This is a genomic window from Acinetobacter sp. 1000160 (assembly GCF_000588715.1).
GTDB classification, from domain to species: Bacteria; Pseudomonadota; Gammaproteobacteria; order Pseudomonadales; family Moraxellaceae; genus Acinetobacter; species Acinetobacter courvalinii.
Map to the genome: position 1 here is coordinate 443958 of NZ_JFWP02000004.1, position 16070 is coordinate 460027.

Here is a 16070-nt window from a genome sequence, read left to right on the forward strand (position 1 = left end):
ACGCATTACAGTCGTGGCATCGATCACGACCATAGTGATTTTCACTGCCCTTGACACTTACCAAAAGGTGAGGTGCGTCATGGGTGATTCTTTATATATTTGGCTTGGAGTTTACTGGTATGTCTAACCAGAGAATTCGTATCCGTTTGAAGTCTTTTGATCATCGTCTGATTGATCAATCTGCTCAAGAGATCGTAGAAACCGCTAAGCGTACTGGCGCACAAGTGTGTGGTCCAATTCCGATGCCTACTCGCATCGAACGCTTCAACGTTCTTACTTCACCACACGTCAACAAAGACGCTCGTGATCAGTACGAAATCCGCACTTATAAACGTTTGATCGACATCGTTCAACCAACAGATAAAACTGTTGATGCATTGATGAAGTTAGATCTTGCTGCTGGTGTTGATGTTCAGATCGCTTTGGGTTAAGGCTTTCGGTTGATTAACTTTTAAGTTAATTAGGCCGCTTTATTAGAGGTTTATGCACATGGCTATTGGTTTAGTCGGTCGCAAATGTGGTATGACTCGCGTCTTTACGGATGCTGGTGTATCTGTACCTGTTACAGTTATCGAAGTCGATCCAAACCGCATTACGCAAATCAAAACACTTGAAACTGATGGTTATCAAGCAATTCAAGTAACTACTGGTGAACGTCGCGAATCGCGCGTAACTAACGCTCAGAAAGGTCACTTCGCGAAAGCGGGTGTTGCTGCTGGTCGTTTGGTTAAAGAGTTCCGTGTTACTGAAGCTGAGCTTGAAGGCCGTGAAGTTGGTGCTTCTATCGGTGTTGATTTGTTCACAGTTGGTCAAATTGTTGACGTAACTGGTCAATCAAAAGGTAAAGGTTTCCAAGGTGGTGTTAAGCGTTGGAATTTCCGTACGCAAGATGCTACTCATGGTAACTCTGTATCTCACCGTGTATTAGGTTCTACAGGTCAAAACCAGACTCCTGGTCGCGTGTTCAAAGGCAAGAAAATGGCTGGTCACTTAGGTGACGAACGCGTAACAGTTCAAGGTCTTGAAATCGTATCTATTGACGCTGAACGTTCTGTTTTAGTTGTTAAGGGTGCTATTCCTGGTTCAACTGGCGGTGACGTTATCGTACGTCCTACCATCAAGGCCTGAGGGGAAATACTGTGAATTTAAAAACTGTTTCCGGCTCTGCTGTTGAATTGTCTGAAGTTGCTTTCGGACGTGAATTTAACGAAGCTCTTGTACACCAAGTTGTTACAGCTTACTTAGCTGGTGGTCGTCAAGGTACTCGTGCTCACAAATCACGTGCAGATGTTTCTGGCGGTGGTAAAAAGCCATTCCGTCAAAAAGGTACTGGTCGCGCTCGTGCGGGTTCTATTCGTAGCCCGATCTGGGTTGGTGGTGGTAAAACTTTTGCTGCTCGTCCACAAGATTGGTCTCAAAAAGTAAACCGTAAGATGTACCGCGGTGCAATGCAATGTATCTTAGCTGAACTTGTTCGCCAAGATCGTCTTGTATTAGTTGAAGAGTTTGCTGTTGCAGCTCCAAAAACTAAAGAATTGCTTGCAAAGCTTACTGACTTGAATGCAACTCGCGCATTGATCATTACAGATGCTGTAGATGAGAACTTGTATCTCGCAGCTCGCAACCTTCCACACGTTGATGTGGTTGATGCTACTGCTATTGATCCTGTTAGCTTGATCGCATTCGATAAAGTTGTAATGTCTGTAGCTGCTGCTAAGAAAATTGAGGTAGAACTCGGATGAACAACGAACGTATCTATCAAGTCCTATTAGGACCAGTATTCTCAGAAAAAGCACAAGTTTTAGGTGATACTGCTGGTGTTCAAGTGTTCAAAGTTGCATTAAATGCAAACAAACTTGAAATCAAGAAAGCAGTTGAGCAACTCTTCGGTGTTGAAGTTGTAAAAATCAATACAACGATCACTAAAGGTAAAACAAAACGCTTTGGTAAAACATTAGGACGTCGTTCTGATGTGAAAAAAGCATACGTCACCCTGAAAGCCGGCCAAGATGTAGAAATGGCTGACTTGGGCGATACCGCTGAAAACGCAGCGGAATAAGGACGAGAATTATGCCAATTCAAAAATGTAAGCCAACGTCTCCAGGACGTCGCTTTGTAGAGAAAGTGGTTCATGACCACCTTCACAAAGGCGCGCCTTATGCACCGTTGGTAGAAGCTAAAAAACGTACTGGTGGTCGTAATAACAATGGTCACATCACTACACGTCACGTGGGTGGTGGTCATAAGCAAAACTACCGTATTGTTGACTTTAAACGTAACAAAGATGGTATTCCAGCGACTGTAGAGCGCATCGAATACGATCCTAACCGTACAGCGCATATTGCTTTATTGAAATATTCTGACGGTGAACGTCGTTACATCATTGCACCTAAAGGCTTACGTGCTGGTGATAAAGTTCAATCTGGTAACGATGCTCCAATTCGTCCAGGTAACTGCTTACCACTTCGCAACATGCCAATCGGTTCTACACTTCACAACCTTGAACTTAAAATTGGTAAAGGTGCTCAATTAGCACGTTCTGCTGGTACTTCAGTTCAGTTGTTGGGTCGTGATGGTTCTTACGCTATCGTTCGTTTACGTTCTGGTGAAATGCGTAAAGTCCATGTTGAATGTCGCGCTGTAATTGGTGAAGTTTCTAACCAAGAAAGCAACCTTCGTTCATTGGGTAAAGCTGGTGCTGCGCGCTGGCGTGGTATTCGTCCTACCGTTCGTGGTATGGCGATGAACCCAGTAGATCACCCGCACGGTGGTGGTGAAGGGCGTAGTAAAGGTATTCAACCTGTAAGCCCATGGGGTCAAAAAGCTAAAGGGTACAAGACACGTACCAACAAGCGTACGACTAAGATGATTATTCGCGACCGTCGCGTCAAGTAAGGGAATCTGAATAATGCCTCGTTCATTAAAAAAAGGTCCATTCGTCGACGCACATTTGTTCGCTAAGGTTGAAGCTGCTGTAGCTGCTAACAACCGTAAGCCGATCAAAACTTGGTCACGTCGTTCAATGATCCTTCCAGACTTTGTTGGTTTAACAATTTCTGTTCACAATGGCCGTAACCACGTTCCAGTAATTGTTACTGAACACATGGTTGGTCATAAATTGGGTGAATTCGCGCCAACTCGTACCTATCGTGGTCACGGTGTTGATAAGAAGTCTAAACGTTAATAGGTGCTATGATGGAAGTAACTGCTAAATTACGCGGTGCCGCTATCTCGGCACAAAAAGCACGTTTAGTTGCTGATTTGATCCGTGGTAAGTCGGTTGCACGTGCGATAGACATTTTAAACTTCAGCAACAAGAAAGCAGCTGTGCTCGTTAAAAAAGCACTTGAATCTGCAATCGCGAATGCTGAACACAACAACAGCTTAGATGTTGATGACCTTAAAGTAACTACGATTTACGTTGATGAAGGCATGAGCCTTAAACGTATCATGCCACGTGCTAAAGGCCGTGCAGATCGTATTACTAAGCGTACTTGTCACATCACCGTTAAGGTAGGGGTTTGATATGGGTCAGAAGGTTCATCCAATCGGTATCCGCCTAGGTGTTGTGAAACGCCATAACGCTAACTGGTATGCGAATCCGAAACAATACGCTGAATACTTGCTTAAAGATCTTCAAGTTCGTGAGTTTTTAATCAAAAAACTTAAAAACGCGATGATCAGCAATATTCTTATCGAACGTCCTACAGGCGCTGCTAAAGTAACTATTAGCACTGCTCGTCCTGGTATCGTTATCGGTAAAAAAGGCGAAGATATTGAGAAATTACAGCGCGAACTCACCAACATCATGGGTGTTCCGGCTCAAGTTAGCATCAATGAAATTGATCGCCCTGACTTGGACGCACGTCTAGTTGCTGAAGCAATTGCTTCTCAATTGGAAAAGCGTGTTATGTTCCGTCGTGCTATGAAGCGTGCGGTTCAAAACACAATGCGTGCTGGCGCTAAAGGTATCAAAGTTGAAGTTTCTGGCCGTTTAGGTGGTGCAGAGATCGCTCGTACTGAGTGGTATCGTGAAGGTCGTGTACCTTTGCATACGCTTCGTGCTGACATCGACTATGCAACTATGCGCGCAGAAACAACATACGGTACGATCGGTGTTAAAGTTTGGATTTTCCGTGGCGAGATCTTAGGTGGCATGAAACAAGTCATGAACCCTGCTCCTGCTGAAGAGCGTCCAGCTAAACGCGGTCGTGGTCGTGGTGAAGGTCAAGAGCGTCGTGGTCGTCGCGGTGACCGTGCTGCTGACAAGGGAGAATAATCCATGTTGCAACCTAAACGTACCAAATTCCGTAAAGTGCACAAAGGCCGTAACACAGGTCTAGCGCATCGTGGTAGTACAGTATCATTTGGTTCGATTGCAATTAAAGCAACTGAACGTGGTCGTATGACTGCGCGTCAGATTGAAGCTGCACGTCGTACCATTAGCCGTCGTATCAAACGTGGTGGTAAAATCTTCATCCGCGTATTCCCAGACAAACCAATTACCGAAAAACCATTAGAAGTTCGTATGGGTAAAGGTAAAGGTAGCGTGGAATACTGGGTTTGTCAGATCCAGCCAGGTAAGATCCTGTACGAAATTGAAGGTGTTAGCGATGAGTTAGCGCGTGAAGCTTTTGCTTTAGCTGCTGCTAAACTCCCGTTTAAAACCACTATCGTGACTCGGACGGTGATGTAATGAAAACTAAAGATCTACGTGAAAAGTCGGTAGAAGAGTTGAAAGCTTTGCTTGATGAGCAACAGCTTAACCAATTCCGTCTTCGTATGGCGAAAGCAACTGGTCAGCTAGGCAAATCGCATGAAGTGCAAATTGCTCGTAAGACAATTGCTCGTATCAAGACACTCCTTACCGAAAAACAGGGGAACGGACAATGAGTGAAAAAACAGTCCGCACGTTAACCGGCAAAGTCGTAAGCGACAAAATGGACAAGTCTATTGTTGTGCTTATTGAACGCCGCGTTCAACACCCGTTGTACGGCAAATCAATCCGCCGTTCAACTAAATTACACGCTCATGATGAGAACAATGTTGCTAAATTAGGCGACTTGGTAACCATCAAAGAAAGCCGCCCAATTTCTAAAACTAAAGCTTGGACTTTAGTGGAAGTAGTTGAAGCTGCTGCTGAGTAATTAGACGTTCTTGTTGCATCATCGGACAATTTCGAGTACTCTTTGAGCCTTTCGAAATTGTGACCGGTGATGCTCGGTTTTGGAGTAGGGCAATGATTCAAACCGAAAGTATGCTCGACGTAGCAGACAACAGTGGTGCACGCCGCGTACAATGTATTAAAGTACTTGGTGGTTCACACCGTCGTTATGCTTCAGTTGGCGACATTATTAAAGTTACTGTAAAAGAAGCAATCCCACGCGCACGTGTTAAAAAAGGTGACGTGATGAATGCTGTAGTTGTTCGTACAAAATTCGGCATCCGTCGTCCAGACGGTTCAGTGATTCGTTTCGACGATAACGCAGCTGTTATTTTGAACAACAACAAAGCTCCGATTGCTACTCGTATCTTCGGACCAGTGACTCGTGAACTTCGTACTGAACAGTTCATGAAAATCATTTCATTGGCTCCTGAAGTTCTATAAGAGGCAATCATGGCTAAGATTAAAAAAGGCGATCAAGTAATCGTGATCGCAGGTAAAGAAAAAGGCAAACAAGGTATCGTTTTGTCTGTTTCTGAAGATCGAGTTAAGGTTGAAGGCCTTAACTTAGTGAAGAAGCATCAAAAGCCAAACCGTGTAACTGGCGCTGAAGGCGGCATCGTTACTCAAGAGGCGACGCTTCATATCTCAAACGTGGCAATTTTTAATGCTACAACCCAAAAGGCTGACCGTATTGGTTACCAAGTGATTGATGGCGCGAAAACTCGTGTTTATAAATCAAATGGTGAATCAGTGGCGGTAGCGAAGTAATAGGTTGAATAGGCAATGGCCAGACTTAAAGCACGTTACAACGACGAACTTAAAGCAAAGTTAAAAGAAGAACTTAGCGTTAAGAACGTGATGGATATTCCTCGCATCACGAAAATCACCCTGAACATGGGTGTAGGCGCAGCTGCAACTGATAAGAAATTATTAGATGGCGCTGTTGCTGATATGCAACTCATTGCTGGTCAAAAACCAGTTGTGACTCTTGCTCGTAAATCAATCGCTGGTTTCAAAATCCGTGACGGTTGGCCGATCGGTTGTAAAGTTACTTTACGCGGCGACCAAATGTACGAATTCTTGGATCGTTTGATCTCGATCGCAATCCCTCGTATCCGTGACTTCCGTGGTTTCTCTGCGAAATCATTTGATGGTCGTGGTAACTACTCTATGGGTTTAAAAGAGCAAATCGTTTTCCCTGAAATCGATTTTGACAAAATTGATCGTATCCGTGGTTTAGATATCACTATTACGACCACTGCTCGTAGCGATGACGAAGGCCGTGCGCTTATGCGTGCATTCGGCTTCCCGTTCAAATAAGAGGTCGATATGGCTAAGAAAGGTATGATTAATCGCGAATTGAAACGCGAAAAGACAGTTGCTAAATACGCTGCAAAACGTGCTGAATTAAAAGCAACGATTGCAAATGTAAATGCGAGTGACGAAGAACGTTTCGAAGCGACATTAAAGTTACAGGCATTGCCACGTAACGCATCTCCAGTACGTCTTCGTAACCGTTGTGGTTTAACTGGTCGTCCTCATGGTTACTTCCGTAAGTTCGGTTTAAGCCGTAACAAATTACGTGACACAGTAATGCAAGGTGATGTACCGGGCGTTGTTAAGGCAAGCTGGTAAGGAGCGACTAAATGAGTATGCAAGATACCGTTGCCGACATGTTAACCCGTGTTCGTAACGCACAAATGGCAAAGAAACAAACTGTTTCTATGCCTTCTTCTAAGTTGAAAGTTGCGATTGCAAACGTTCTTCAACAAGAAGGTTATATTTCAGATGTAGCCGTTGCTCAAGAAGAGACAAAAGCTACACTGACAATTACGTTAAAATATTTCGAAGGCAAACCAGTTATCGAAACCGTTAAGCGTGTAAGCCGTCCAGGTCTTCGCCAATACCGCGGTAAAGATAAAATTCCTAGCGTTAAGCAAGGTTTAGGTATTGCAATTGTTTCTACAAGCAAAGGCATCATGACTGATCGCGCTGCACGTGCTGCGGGCATCGGTGGTGAAGTTATTGCTTTTGTTTCTTAATAGGTGATTCCTCATGTCTCGTGTGGCTAAAGCCCCAGTAACTGTACCTAATGGTGTGACAGTTACTCAGAACGGCCGGCAGGTCGAAGTGAAAGGCAGCAAAGGTACATTGTCTTTCAACCTGCATGCGCTGGTCGAGCTAAAACAGGAAGAAGGTAAACTTCAACTTGCTCCGGCTAAAGAGTCGAAAGACGCTTGGATGCAAGCTGGTACTGCTCGCGCTGTATTGAACAACCTTGTAAAAGGTGTTAGCGAAGGCTTCGAACGTAAGTTACAGCTTGTTGGTGTTGGTTATAAAGCTGCGGTTAAAGGTACTTCTGTAAACCTTAACCTCGGTTACTCACACCCAATTGACTACGCTTTACCTGAAGGTGTAACAGCGGAAACTCCAACTGCTACTGAAATCATTTTGAAATCAGCAAACAAGCAGTTGTTAGGTCAAGTGGCAGCGGAAATCCGTGCATACCGTGCTCCTGAACCATATAAAGGTAAAGGTGTTCGTTATTCGGATGAAGTTATTCTTCGTAAAGAAGCTAAGAAGAAATAAGGCGCGAGGTTCTTATGAACGAAAAGAAACAAACCCGTTTGCGTCGTGCGAAAAGCACACGCTTGCACATTCGTGCATTGGGTGCGACTCGTTTGTGTGTAAACCGCACTCCGCGTCACATCTATGCGCAAGTTATTTCAGCAGATGGTGGCAAAGTTTTAGCGCAAGCTTCAACTTTAGATGCATCTTTGCGTAGCGGTACTACGGGTAACGTAGATGCAGCTACAAAAGTTGGTGCTTTGATCGCAGAACGTGCTAAAGCAGCTGGTGTTACTAAAGTTGCATTTGACCGTTCTGGTTTTAAATATCATGGTCGTATCAAAGCCTTGGCTGATGCTGCTCGTGAAGGCGGCTTGGAGTTCTAATCATGGCGAAAGTTGAACAAAACGAAGGTCTCGTTGAAAAGCTGGTTGCCGTTGATCGTGTAGCCAAGGTTGTTAAAGGTGGTCGTATCTTCTCTTTCACAGCATTAACTGTTGTGGGCGACGGTAACGGTCGTGTAGGTTTTGGTCGTGGTAAAGCACGTGAAGTTCCAGCTGCTATTTCTAAAGCACTTGAAGCTGCTCGTCGCAACATGATCACTGTAGACCTCGCGGGTACTACTTTACAACACCCTGTGAATGCTCGTCATGGCGCAAGCCGTGTATACATGCAACCTGCTTCAGAAGGTACTGGCGTAATTGCTGGTGGCGCTATGCGTGCTGTTCTTGAAGCTGCAGGTGTACATAACGTACTTGCTAAATGTTATGGTTCTACAAATGCTGCTAACGTAGTAAACGCAACTTTCAAAGGTTTGCGTGATATGACTTCTCCTGAGAAAGTCGCTGCGAAACGTGGTCTTTCAGTAGAACAAATTCAAGGGTAATCAATCATGAAAACGATTAAAGTTACCCAGACTAAATCTTCATCGCATCGTTTAAAAAATCATAAACTTTGCCTTCAAGGTTTAGGTCTGCGTCGTATTGGTCATACTGTAGAAGTGCAAGATACGCCTTCTAACCGTGGTATGATCAACAAAGTTTACTATATGGTTAGTGTAGAGGAATAAGCCATGACTCTGCGTTTAAATGAACTTTCACCTGCAGAAGGTGCAAAACGTGAAAACCGTCGTCTAGGCCGTGGTATCGGTTCTGGCGTAGGTAAGACTGGTGGTCGTGGTATCAAAGGTCAAAACTCACGTAAAAGTGGTGGTACTCGTCCAGGCTTTGAAGGCGGTCAAACTGCGTTATATCGTCGTTTGCCTAAATTCGGTTTCACTAGCCAAATCGCTTTGAAAACTGCTGAAGTACGTTTGTCTGAGCTCAACAAAGTTGAAGGCGATGTAGTTAGCCTTGAAACTTTGAAAGCTGCGAATGTTGTTCGTCGTGACCAAATTCGTGCTCGCATCGTTCTTTCTGGTGAAATCACTCGCGCATTCACTGTTAAAGGTGTTGTGTTGACTAAAGGCGCTAAAGCTGCTGTTGAAGCTGCTGGCGGTAAAGTCGAGGAGTAATCTCGAGTGTCTATGACTCCTAGTTCTTCAGGTCATGTCAACATGATGAAAGGCCAACCGTTTCATGTGAAATATCGTGAAATTATTCGTCGATTAATGTTCTTGATTGGCGCGTTGTTGGTCTTTCGACTAGGAGCGCATATTCCGTTGCCGGGGATTGATAATGTAGCGCTAGCACATTTTTTTAAAGCTAATGAAGGTACCTTCTTAGGTTTATTTAACATGTTCTCTGGCGGTGCATTAGAACGCATGTCGATTCTGGCGTTAGGGATCATGCCGTATATTTCTGCATCGATTATCGTGCAGTTAATGTCTACGGTGGTTCCTTCGCTGGAAGCTTTGAAAAAAGAAGGCGAGCAAGGCAAACGTAAGATCAATCAATATACGCGTTATGGCACCTTATTTCTTGCACTCGTGCAAGGTGTAGGGATGTGTGCCGGCTTGATCAGTCAAGGGATTACCTTAACCTCAGGTCTGGCATTCTATGTTCCGGCAGTAACTTCGTTAGTTGCAGGAACCATGTTCTTGATGTGGTTGGGTGAGCAGATTACCGAACGTGGTGTTGGTAATGGAATCTCGATGATCATTTTTGCAGGAATTGTGGCAGGTTTGCCAAATCTTGTGATTCAGTCGTTTACGTCTGTACAGAATGGTCAGGGTAGTTTAATTGGTTTAGTTGTCTTCGGCTTACTCTCATTAGCCGTTTTAGCTGCGATCGTGTTTATTGAAAAAGCACAACGTCGTATTCCAGTGAACTATGCTCAAAAACAGCAAGGCCGTCGTATATTTACTGCACAGCAGACGCATTTGCCATTAAAAATTAATATGGCGGGTGTAATTCCGGCAATTTTTGCAAGCTCATTGTTATTATTTCCAGCGAGCTTGGGACAATGGTTAGGAAGTGCTGATCCAAATGCAGGGATTGTGAAGCGTAGCCTACAAGATCTGGCATTGGTGTTATCGCCTGGACAGCCGTTGTATCTAATGCTCTTTGGCGCGTTAATTATCTTCTTCTGTTATTTCTATACGGCGCTTGTATTTAGCCCGAAAGAAGTTTCAGAGAATTTAAAACGTAGCGGGGCATATGTGCCTGGTATCCGCCCAGGTGAGCAAACGGCTCGTTATTTAGATCATATTCTTAACCGTTTGACCTTCATTGGTGCAATCTACATCACTGTAGTGTGTTTAATGCCTATGGTGCTACAAAGCTCGTTCGGTATTCCATTCCATCTGGGTGGGACATCGTTACTGATTGTAGTGGTAGTGGTAATGGACTTTATGGCGCAACTCCAAGCGCACCTTACTTCGCATCAATATGATAATCAAACGTTAATGAGAAAAACGACTGCTCATCCTAAGGGATAAGCGCACTTAGAAGGTTTCATCATGAAAGTACAAGCTTCTGTAAAGAAAATTTGTGGTAGCTGTAAAGTTATCCGTCGTAATGGGGTAATTCGCGTAATTTGTAGCGCAGAACCTCGTCATAAGCAGCGTCAAGGTTAATTTAATTAAGACCTGTTGATTTCAGTAGGCTAATTAGGTTATTATCCGCCCCTCAAGATTTTTGTGGGGCGGTTGATTATCTTGACTGCCTTTTTGGAGAAAATTGAATGGCTCGTATTGCCGGTGTAAACATTCCGGATAACAAGCATGCTGTTATCTCTCTCACGTATATTTTTGGTATCGGTCGCCACACTGCTAAGAACATCTTGGCTGCTGTAGGTATCACTGAAACTACAAAGATCCGTGAATTAGATGATGCTCAGCTTGATGCGATTCGTGCAGAAGTTGCTAAGGTTCCGACCGAAGGTGACTTACGTCGCGAAATTTCCATGAACATTAAACGTTTAATGGATTTAGGCTGCTACCGCGGTCTTCGTCATCGTCGCAGCTTGCCTGTTCGCGGACAACGCACCAAAACTAACGCACGTACCCGTAAAGGTCCGCGCAAACCGATTAAGAAATAAGATTTCTGGAAGCTAAAAGATGGCTAAAGATACTCGCGCACGCAAGAAGGTCACTCGTACCGTCTCTGAAGGTGTCGCACACATTCACGCTTCTTTTAATAACACCATTGTTACGATTACCGATCGTCAAGGTAATGCATTGGCTTGGGCTACCTCAGGTGGACAAGGCTTCCGTGGATCACGTAAATCAACACCGTTTGCTGCTCAGGTAGCTGCTGAAGTTGCTGGTAAAGCTGCTTTAGATTACGGTTTGAAAAACTTGGACGTCCTTGTAAAAGGTCCTGGTCCTGGTCGTGAATCTGCGGTTCGTGCATTAGGTGCAGTGGGTTATAAAATTAACAGCATTACCGATGTGACTCCAATTCCGCACAACGGTTGCCGTCCACCTAAAAAACGTCGCGTGTAAGGAGAAACATTCATGGCTCGTTATATTGGTCCAAAATGCAAACTCTCTCGCCGCGAAGGGACAGACCTGCAATTAAAATCTGGCGTTAAACCATTTGACGTTAAGACTAAAAAACATGCTAAAGCTCCTGGCCAACATGGCGGAGCTCGTGGTAGCAAACAATCTGAGTACTCACTACAATTACGTGAAAAACAAAAAGTACGTCGTATGTACGGTGTGTTAGAGCGTCAATTTAGTAACTACTATAAAGAAGCTGCTCGTGTTAAAGGCGCAACAGGTGAGAACTTGTTGAAGTTGCTTGAAAGCCGTCTTGATAACGTTGTTTATCGCATGGGTTTTGGTTCTACACGTGCAGAAGCTCGTCAGTTAGTATCTCACCGTAGCATCACTTTGAACGGTCGTCGTGTTAACATTGCATCTATCCAAGTTAAAGCTGGTGATGTAATTGCAGTACATGAAGGCGCTAAACAACAATTACGTATCAAAAGCGCAATTGAATTAGCTGCTCAACGTGGTATCCCTGCTTGGATGGAAGTTGATCATTCTAAGTTAGAAGGTACGTTTAAAGCTGCGCCAGATCGTTCTGATTTACCTGCTGAAATCAACGAAAGCTTGATTGTAGAATTGTATTCTAAATAATCCTTGAGGTAGCAATAAATGACGCGTACTGCAAACGAGTTTCTAACTCCGCAAGCGATCAAGGTCGAAGCGGTGAGCGGGACCTCGGCAAAAGTGATTCTGGAACCTTTAGAGCGTGGCTTTGGTCATACTCTAGGTAATGCTTTACGTCGCATTCTATTGTCTTCTTTACCTGGCGCTGCTGTGGTTGAAGTAGAAATAGAAGGTGTCGAGCACGAGTACAGTACTTTAGAAGGCTTGCAGCAGGACATCGTCGAGCTCTTGCTGAACCTAAAAGGATTGTCTATTAAGCTGTTCGATCAAAATGAAGCATATTTAACATTAGAGAAACAAGGGGCAGGTGACGTAACTGCAGCTGACCTTCGTTTACCTCATAATGTTGAAGTGGTTAACCCTGATCATTTAATCGGTACTTTGAGTTCTTCTGGTTCATTAAAAATGCGCCTGAAAGTTGCTCAAGGTCGTGGTTATGAAACATCTGACTCACGTTTCCCTGAAGGTGAAACACGTCCAGTAGGTCGTTTACAGTTAGATGCTTCTTATAGCCCAATCAAGCGTGTTTCATACACAGTAGAAAATGCTCGTGTTGAACAACGTACCGATCTTGATAAGTTAGTGATCGATCTTGAGACTAACGGAACTGTTGATCCAGAAGAAGCAATCCGCAAAGCGGCAACAATCTTGCAACAACAAATTGCAATTTTTGTTGATCTTCAGAAAGATCAAACTCCGGTTGCTCAAGAACCTCGCGAAGAAGTTGACCCGATTTTGCTTCGTCCAGTAGATGATCTCGAGCTAACTGTTCGTTCTGCTAACTGTTTGAAGGCAGAAAATATTTACTACATTGGTGATCTTGTTCAACGTACCGAAGTTGAGTTGTTAAAAACTCCTAACCTAGGTAAAAAATCGTTAACAGAGATCAAAGATGTTTTGGCATCGAAAGGTTTACAACTCGGCATGCGTTTAGAGAACTGGCCACCAGCTAGTCTCCGTATGGATGACCGTTTTGCCTATCGTAGCCGTTAATTAAGTAGGACTATCACCATGCGTCATCGTAATAGTGGTGTGAAATTAGGCCGTACAAGCAGCCACCGTAAGGCGTTGTTCCAAAACTTAACAAATGCTTTAGTTGAGCACGAGTTAATTAAAACAACTTTGCCTAAGGCGAAAGAACTTCGCCGCGTTGCTGAGCCTTTAATCACTTTGGCAAAAAACGATACAGTAGCAAACCGTCGTTTAGCGTTTGCTCGTACTCGTTCTGCAGCAACTGTTGGTAAATTATTTACCGTTCTTGGCCCTCGTTACAAAGAACGTAACGGCGGTTATCTTCGTGTTCTTAAAGCGGGCTTCCGTGCAGGGGATGCTGCACCGATGGCTTACGTTGAACTCGTTGACCGTGAAGTAAAATAATACTTCTACGTGTAGAACAGTCAGTTGTTCCAAAAAAGGCCGGTGTAATAACCGGCCTTTTTTATTGTTTGTTTTTGATGTTTTTCGAGATGGGAAGATTCTCAATAATAATTTGCTTATCAATATTGGTTTGAGTATTTGACCAATGTGCTAAATTAAGCTGAGATACTATAAAAAATTTAAATACATATGTTAGATATTGAGATTAAGATTTTAGGTGTAGATGAGCTGAATGATTTTAGAGAGATTCGGCTTTCAGCTTTAGCAAAAGCCCCGGCAATGTTTGGTTCCACTTATGATGTAGAGATCGTAAAGCCGTTAAGTTTTTTTCAAAGTTGCTTATCAAACTCAATAATTTTTGGGGTTTATCAGAAAGATAGAATTATAGGCTTGGCGGCGTTAATACAAGAAAGTGGAATAAAGTTGGCTCATAAGGCTGTTCTATCCAGTGTATTTATTGAACCAGAATTTGAAAGCCAAGGCATAGCAACCGCATTACTTCGTGCTGTTATCGCCTATAGTCAAGCACAGGTAGAACAAGTTTTGCTGACCGTTGCCACAGATAATCAGTCAGCCATCAAGCTATATCAAAAAATGGGCTTTGAGGTGTATGGGGTGGAGAAAAAAGCCTTAAAAAATAACAATGAATATACGGATGAGCTGTTGATGAAGCTTTTTCTGCGCTAGGGTACAGCTGTAATAATCTTAAGACTTATACCATCTTCTTACTCGATTAAAGATATTCAATTCAGAAATCCAAGTAAAAATCTCAACATTTTTGACAGCAAATTTTTATCAAAATGTCCCGAACTGATATAAAAAAACCGATGAATGACTAAACTTGACATTGTGTATTGTCAAATTTGTGCTTTAATAAAGACATGGTTTATACAGGGTATAAAAAAAATGGAAAAGCAAGTTGATGTATTAATTATTGGTGCAGGGATCTCAGGAATCGGATTGGCTGTACATCTCTCTAAGAACTGTCCACAACGTAAATTTGAAATCTTAGAACGTCGTGACAGTTTTGGTGGAACTTGGGATTTATTCCGTTACCCTGGTATTCGCTCTGATTCGGACATGTCGACCTTCGGTTTTAACTTCAAACCATGGGCGAAAGAAAAAGTGCTTGCGAGTGGCGCTGAAATCAAAAGCTACTTAAGCGATGTGATTAGCGAAAATCAGTTGAAAGAAAAAATCCATTTTGGTCATCGTGTGCTTTCTGCAAATTACGATTCAAGCAAGAAAAAATGGTCTGTTGAGATTGAAGATAGCAACAAGAAAAAGCAAACTTGGTCAGCAAACTTTGTGATGGGCTGTACCGGTTATTATAATTATGATCAGGGTTATGCACCAAAATTCCCGAAACAGGAAGATTTCAAAGGACAGTTTATTCATCCGCAACATTGGCCTGAAAACCTGGATTACACTGGTAAGAAAGTCGTGATCATTGGTAGTGGTGCAACTGCAATTACCTTGGTGCCTTCAATGGTCAAAGGTGGGGCAGGTCATGTAACCATGTTACAGCGCTCACCAACCTATATTGCAACCGTGCCTTCAATTGACTTTATTTATGAAAAAACCCGTAAATTTATGTCTGAAGAAACGGCTTATAAATTTACCCGTGCACGTAACATCGGTATGCAACGTGGTATTTATGCGCTTGCACAGAAATATCCAAAAACAGTACGTCGCTTATTGCTGAAAGGGATTGAATTGCAGTTGAAAGGTAAAGTCGACATGAAACACTTTACCCCTAGCTATAACCCTTGGGATCAACGTTTATGTGTGGTACCGGATGGCGATTTATTTAAAGCATTACGTCAGGGGCAGGCCAGCGTAGAAACAGATCAAATTGAGAAGTTCACGGCCAATGGCATCCAGCTAAAATCTGGTAAGCATCTTGAAGCGGATATCGTCATTTCTGCAACTGGTCTGGAAATTCAGATTCTGGGTGGTGTGAAAGGGTCAATTGACGGTAAGCCAATGAACACTTCACAACATATGCTCTATCAAGGGGTAATGGTCAGCGATGTACCAAATATGGCCATGATCATTGGTTATATCAACGCGTCGTGGACCTTAAAAGTTGATATTGCAGCTGAATACATTTGCCGTTTGCTCAATCATATGGACAAGAATGGTTTTGATGAAGTGATTGCGCATGCGGACCCATCACAACTGGAACACGACACGATTATGGGCAAAATGTCTTCTGGCTATATTGCGCGTGCCGCAGATGTAATGCCGAAACAAGGCAAGCAAGCGCCTTGGAAAATTACCAATAACTATCTGGCAGACCGTAAAGAGTTGAAAGATGCTAAATTTAATGATGGCGTTCTACAGTTTCACAAACGTGATGAACATGCTGACCGTAAACCAAAACTGGTCTCGTAATGT

The 16070-nt window shown here is 43.4% G+C and carries 29 protein-coding genes and 1 pseudogene; all 30 read left to right on the plus strand.

Annotated elements, in window-relative coordinates:
• Positions 1-119: 119 nt before the first annotated feature.
• The 30 genes and pseudogenes from rpsJ to J699_RS07580 all read left to right on the plus strand — a co-directional run bounded on the left by rpsJ (position 120) and on the right by J699_RS07580 (position 16067).
• The gene (gene rpsJ, locus J699_RS07720) at positions 120-431 is read left to right on the plus strand and encodes a 30S ribosomal protein S10 (protein ID WP_000070912.1); all 312 of its coding nucleotides are present in this window, start codon (positions 120-122) and stop codon (positions 429-431) included.
• 58 nt (positions 432-489) lie between these two features.
• The gene (gene rplC / locus J699_RS07715) at positions 490-1128 is read left to right on the plus strand and encodes a 50S ribosomal protein L3 (RefSeq protein WP_004657674.1); all 639 of its coding nucleotides are present in this window, start codon (positions 490-492) and stop codon (positions 1126-1128) included.
• An 11-nt stretch (positions 1129-1139) separates the two neighbouring features.
• Positions 1140-1742 carry a 50S ribosomal protein L4 gene (gene rplD, locus J699_RS07710; protein ID WP_004641072.1) on the plus strand — a complete coding sequence of 201 codons (603 nt, stop codon included), beginning with the start codon at positions 1140-1142 and terminating at the stop codon, positions 1740-1742.
• Positions 1739-2059: a 50S ribosomal protein L23 gene (gene rplW, locus J699_RS07705; protein WP_004641070.1), complete on the plus strand. Its 321-nt coding sequence runs from the start codon at positions 1739-1741 to the stop codon at positions 2057-2059. Before rplD ends, rplW begins: the two co-directional genes overlap by 4 nt.
• An 11-nt stretch (positions 2060-2070) precedes the next feature.
• Positions 2071-2895, plus strand: coding sequence for a 50S ribosomal protein L2 (rplB, locus tag J699_RS07700; protein ID WP_032882839.1), 825 nt, complete (start codon positions 2071-2073; stop codon positions 2893-2895).
• 13 nt (positions 2896-2908) lie between these two features.
• The gene (rpsS, locus tag J699_RS07695) at positions 2909-3184 is read left to right on the plus strand and encodes a 30S ribosomal protein S19 (RefSeq protein ID WP_004775885.1); all 276 of its coding nucleotides are present in this window, start codon (positions 2909-2911) and stop codon (positions 3182-3184) included.
• Positions 3185-3195: 11 nt separating this feature from the next.
• A complete protein-coding gene (gene rplV / locus J699_RS07690) occupies positions 3196-3525 on the plus strand; it encodes a 50S ribosomal protein L22 (RefSeq protein ID WP_004657676.1) in 330 nt (109 codons plus the stop codon).
• Position 3526: 1 nt separating this feature from the next.
• Positions 3527-4343: pseudogene (rpsC, locus tag J699_RS07685) on the plus strand (30S ribosomal protein S3).
• Entirely contained in the window at positions 4283-4696 is a 414-nt protein-coding gene (gene rplP / locus J699_RS07680; RefSeq protein WP_004657678.1) for a 50S ribosomal protein L16, read from the plus strand. The pseudogene rpsC and the gene rplP overlap by 61 nt, the downstream one beginning before the upstream one ends.
• On the plus strand, positions 4696-4893 hold the full coding sequence (gene rpmC, locus J699_RS07675) for a 50S ribosomal protein L29 (RefSeq protein ID WP_000849927.1): 198 nt from the start codon (positions 4696-4698) through the stop codon (positions 4891-4893). Before rplP ends, rpmC begins: the two co-directional genes overlap by 1 nt.
• Positions 4890-5147: a 30S ribosomal protein S17 gene (rpsQ, locus tag J699_RS07670; protein ID WP_004657679.1), complete on the plus strand. Its 258-nt coding sequence runs from the start codon at positions 4890-4892 to the stop codon at positions 5145-5147. Before rpmC ends, rpsQ begins: the two co-directional genes overlap by 4 nt.
• Before the next feature lie 92 nt (positions 5148-5239).
• Positions 5240-5608, plus strand: a complete 369-nt coding sequence (rplN, locus tag J699_RS07665; RefSeq protein WP_004657680.1) for a 50S ribosomal protein L14 — start codon at positions 5240-5242, stop codon at positions 5606-5608.
• 9 nt (positions 5609-5617) lie between these two features.
• Positions 5618-5935 carry a 50S ribosomal protein L24 gene (gene rplX / locus J699_RS07660; RefSeq protein WP_004804115.1) on the plus strand — a complete coding sequence of 106 codons (318 nt, stop codon included), beginning with the start codon at positions 5618-5620 and terminating at the stop codon, positions 5933-5935.
• Positions 5936-5950: 15 nt separating this feature from the next.
• Positions 5951-6487: a 50S ribosomal protein L5 gene (gene rplE / locus J699_RS07655; protein WP_004775884.1), complete on the plus strand. Its 537-nt coding sequence runs from the start codon at positions 5951-5953 to the stop codon at positions 6485-6487.
• 9 nt (positions 6488-6496) lie between these two features.
• Positions 6497-6802 (plus strand): 30S ribosomal protein S14, encoded by a 306-nt coding sequence (gene rpsN / locus J699_RS07650; RefSeq protein ID WP_004641050.1) that lies wholly within the window; start codon positions 6497-6499, stop codon positions 6800-6802.
• A gap of 11 nt (positions 6803-6813) precedes the next feature.
• Positions 6814-7209 carry a 30S ribosomal protein S8 gene (gene rpsH, locus J699_RS07645; RefSeq protein WP_004775883.1) on the plus strand — a complete coding sequence of 132 codons (396 nt, stop codon included), beginning with the start codon at positions 6814-6816 and terminating at the stop codon, positions 7207-7209.
• 13 nt (positions 7210-7222) lie between these two features.
• Positions 7223-7756 (plus strand): 50S ribosomal protein L6, encoded by a 534-nt coding sequence (gene rplF, locus J699_RS07640; RefSeq protein WP_004657685.1) that lies wholly within the window; start codon positions 7223-7225, stop codon positions 7754-7756.
• A 14-nt stretch (positions 7757-7770) separates the two neighbouring features.
• Complete coding sequence (rplR, locus tag J699_RS07635; protein ID WP_004775881.1) at positions 7771-8121, plus strand: 50S ribosomal protein L18; 351 nt, start codon at positions 7771-7773, stop codon at positions 8119-8121.
• Positions 8122-8123: 2 nt separating this feature from the next.
• Complete coding sequence (rpsE, locus tag J699_RS07630) at positions 8124-8621, plus strand: 30S ribosomal protein S5 (RefSeq protein WP_004657688.1); 498 nt, start codon at positions 8124-8126, stop codon at positions 8619-8621.
• 6 nt (positions 8622-8627) lie between these two features.
• Positions 8628-8804, plus strand: coding sequence for a 50S ribosomal protein L30 (rpmD, locus tag J699_RS07625; protein ID WP_000849088.1), 177 nt, complete (start codon positions 8628-8630; stop codon positions 8802-8804).
• 3 nt (positions 8805-8807) lie between these two features.
• Positions 8808-9248 carry a 50S ribosomal protein L15 gene (gene rplO / locus J699_RS07620; protein WP_005227407.1) on the plus strand — a complete coding sequence of 147 codons (441 nt, stop codon included), beginning with the start codon at positions 8808-8810 and terminating at the stop codon, positions 9246-9248.
• Positions 9249-9293: 45 nt separating this feature from the next.
• Positions 9294-10613: a preprotein translocase subunit SecY gene (gene secY, locus J699_RS07615; protein ID WP_171067682.1), complete on the plus strand. Its 1320-nt coding sequence runs from the start codon at positions 9294-9296 to the stop codon at positions 10611-10613.
• Positions 10614-10634: 21 nt separating this feature from the next.
• The gene (rpmJ, locus tag J699_RS19175; protein ID WP_000867907.1) at positions 10635-10751 is read left to right on the plus strand and encodes a 50S ribosomal protein L36; all 117 of its coding nucleotides are present in this window, start codon (positions 10635-10637) and stop codon (positions 10749-10751) included.
• Between the two features lie 107 nt (positions 10752-10858).
• Positions 10859-11215 carry a 30S ribosomal protein S13 gene (gene rpsM, locus J699_RS07610; RefSeq protein ID WP_000090815.1) on the plus strand — a complete coding sequence of 119 codons (357 nt, stop codon included), beginning with the start codon at positions 10859-10861 and terminating at the stop codon, positions 11213-11215.
• A 19-nt stretch (positions 11216-11234) separates the two neighbouring features.
• Positions 11235-11621: a 30S ribosomal protein S11 gene (gene rpsK / locus J699_RS07605; RefSeq protein WP_004281491.1), complete on the plus strand. Its 387-nt coding sequence runs from the start codon at positions 11235-11237 to the stop codon at positions 11619-11621.
• Between the two features lie 12 nt (positions 11622-11633).
• Positions 11634-12260: a 30S ribosomal protein S4 gene (gene rpsD / locus J699_RS07600; protein ID WP_004775874.1), complete on the plus strand. Its 627-nt coding sequence runs from the start codon at positions 11634-11636 to the stop codon at positions 12258-12260.
• A gap of 18 nt (positions 12261-12278) precedes the next feature.
• On the plus strand, positions 12279-13286 hold the full coding sequence (locus tag J699_RS07595) for a DNA-directed RNA polymerase subunit alpha (RefSeq protein WP_004660372.1): 1008 nt from the start codon (positions 12279-12281) through the stop codon (positions 13284-13286).
• A gap of 18 nt (positions 13287-13304) precedes the next feature.
• A complete protein-coding gene (gene rplQ / locus J699_RS07590; RefSeq protein WP_004641032.1) occupies positions 13305-13670 on the plus strand; it encodes a 50S ribosomal protein L17 in 366 nt (121 codons plus the stop codon).
• A gap of 189 nt (positions 13671-13859) precedes the next feature.
• Positions 13860-14357, plus strand: a complete 498-nt coding sequence (locus J699_RS07585; protein WP_032868660.1) for a GNAT family N-acetyltransferase — start codon at positions 13860-13862, stop codon at positions 14355-14357.
• Positions 14358-14576: 219 nt separating this feature from the next.
• Positions 14577-16067, plus strand: coding sequence for a flavin-containing monooxygenase (locus tag J699_RS07580; RefSeq protein WP_005227403.1), 1491 nt, complete (start codon positions 14577-14579; stop codon positions 16065-16067).
• The last annotated feature ends 3 nt before the right edge of the window (positions 16068-16070 follow it).

Coding starts and splice junctions, on each gene's coding strand:
- rpsJ (WP_000070912.1), top strand. CDS start 120: ATGTCTAACCAGAGAATTCGTATCCGTTTGAAGTCTTTTGATCATCGT.
- rplC (WP_004657674.1), top strand. CDS start 490: ATGGCTATTGGTTTAGTCGGTCGCAAATGTGGTATGACTCGCGTCTTT.
- rplW (WP_004641070.1), top strand. CDS start 1,739: ATGAACAACGAACGTATCTATCAAGTCCTATTAGGACCAGTATTCTCA.
- rplB (WP_032882839.1), top strand. CDS start 2,071: ATGCCAATTCAAAAATGTAAGCCAACGTCTCCAGGACGTCGCTTTGTA.
- rpsS (WP_004775885.1), top strand. CDS start 2,909: ATGCCTCGTTCATTAAAAAAAGGTCCATTCGTCGACGCACATTTGTTC.
- rplV (WP_004657676.1), top strand. CDS start 3,196: ATGGAAGTAACTGCTAAATTACGCGGTGCCGCTATCTCGGCACAAAAA.
- rplP (WP_004657678.1), top strand. CDS start 4,283: ATGTTGCAACCTAAACGTACCAAATTCCGTAAAGTGCACAAAGGCCGT.
- rpmC (WP_000849927.1), top strand. CDS start 4,696: ATGAAAACTAAAGATCTACGTGAAAAGTCGGTAGAAGAGTTGAAAGCT.
- rpsQ (WP_004657679.1), top strand. CDS start 4,890: ATGAGTGAAAAAACAGTCCGCACGTTAACCGGCAAAGTCGTAAGCGAC.
- rplN (WP_004657680.1), top strand. CDS start 5,240: ATGATTCAAACCGAAAGTATGCTCGACGTAGCAGACAACAGTGGTGCA.
- rplX (WP_004804115.1), top strand. CDS start 5,618: ATGGCTAAGATTAAAAAAGGCGATCAAGTAATCGTGATCGCAGGTAAA.
- rplE (WP_004775884.1), top strand. CDS start 5,951: ATGGCCAGACTTAAAGCACGTTACAACGACGAACTTAAAGCAAAGTTA.
- rpsN (WP_004641050.1), top strand. CDS start 6,497: ATGGCTAAGAAAGGTATGATTAATCGCGAATTGAAACGCGAAAAGACA.
- rpsH (WP_004775883.1), top strand. CDS start 6,814: ATGAGTATGCAAGATACCGTTGCCGACATGTTAACCCGTGTTCGTAAC.
- rplF (WP_004657685.1), top strand. CDS start 7,223: ATGTCTCGTGTGGCTAAAGCCCCAGTAACTGTACCTAATGGTGTGACA.
- rplR (WP_004775881.1), top strand. CDS start 7,771: ATGAACGAAAAGAAACAAACCCGTTTGCGTCGTGCGAAAAGCACACGC.
- rpsE (WP_004657688.1), top strand. CDS start 8,124: ATGGCGAAAGTTGAACAAAACGAAGGTCTCGTTGAAAAGCTGGTTGCC.
- rpmD (WP_000849088.1), top strand. CDS start 8,628: ATGAAAACGATTAAAGTTACCCAGACTAAATCTTCATCGCATCGTTTA.
- rplO (WP_005227407.1), top strand. CDS start 8,808: ATGACTCTGCGTTTAAATGAACTTTCACCTGCAGAAGGTGCAAAACGT.
- secY (WP_171067682.1), top strand. CDS start 9,294: ATGAAAGGCCAACCGTTTCATGTGAAATATCGTGAAATTATTCGTCGA.
- rpmJ (WP_000867907.1), top strand. CDS start 10,635: ATGAAAGTACAAGCTTCTGTAAAGAAAATTTGTGGTAGCTGTAAAGTT.
- rpsM (WP_000090815.1), top strand. CDS start 10,859: ATGGCTCGTATTGCCGGTGTAAACATTCCGGATAACAAGCATGCTGTT.
- rpsK (WP_004281491.1), top strand. CDS start 11,235: ATGGCTAAAGATACTCGCGCACGCAAGAAGGTCACTCGTACCGTCTCT.
- rpsD (WP_004775874.1), top strand. CDS start 11,634: ATGGCTCGTTATATTGGTCCAAAATGCAAACTCTCTCGCCGCGAAGGG.
- J699_RS07595 (WP_004660372.1), top strand. CDS start 12,279: ATGACGCGTACTGCAAACGAGTTTCTAACTCCGCAAGCGATCAAGGTC.
- rplQ (WP_004641032.1), top strand. CDS start 13,305: ATGCGTCATCGTAATAGTGGTGTGAAATTAGGCCGTACAAGCAGCCAC.
- J699_RS07585 (WP_032868660.1), top strand. CDS start 13,860: ATGTTAGATATTGAGATTAAGATTTTAGGTGTAGATGAGCTGAATGAT.
- J699_RS07580 (WP_005227403.1), top strand. CDS start 14,577: ATGGAAAAGCAAGTTGATGTATTAATTATTGGTGCAGGGATCTCAGGA.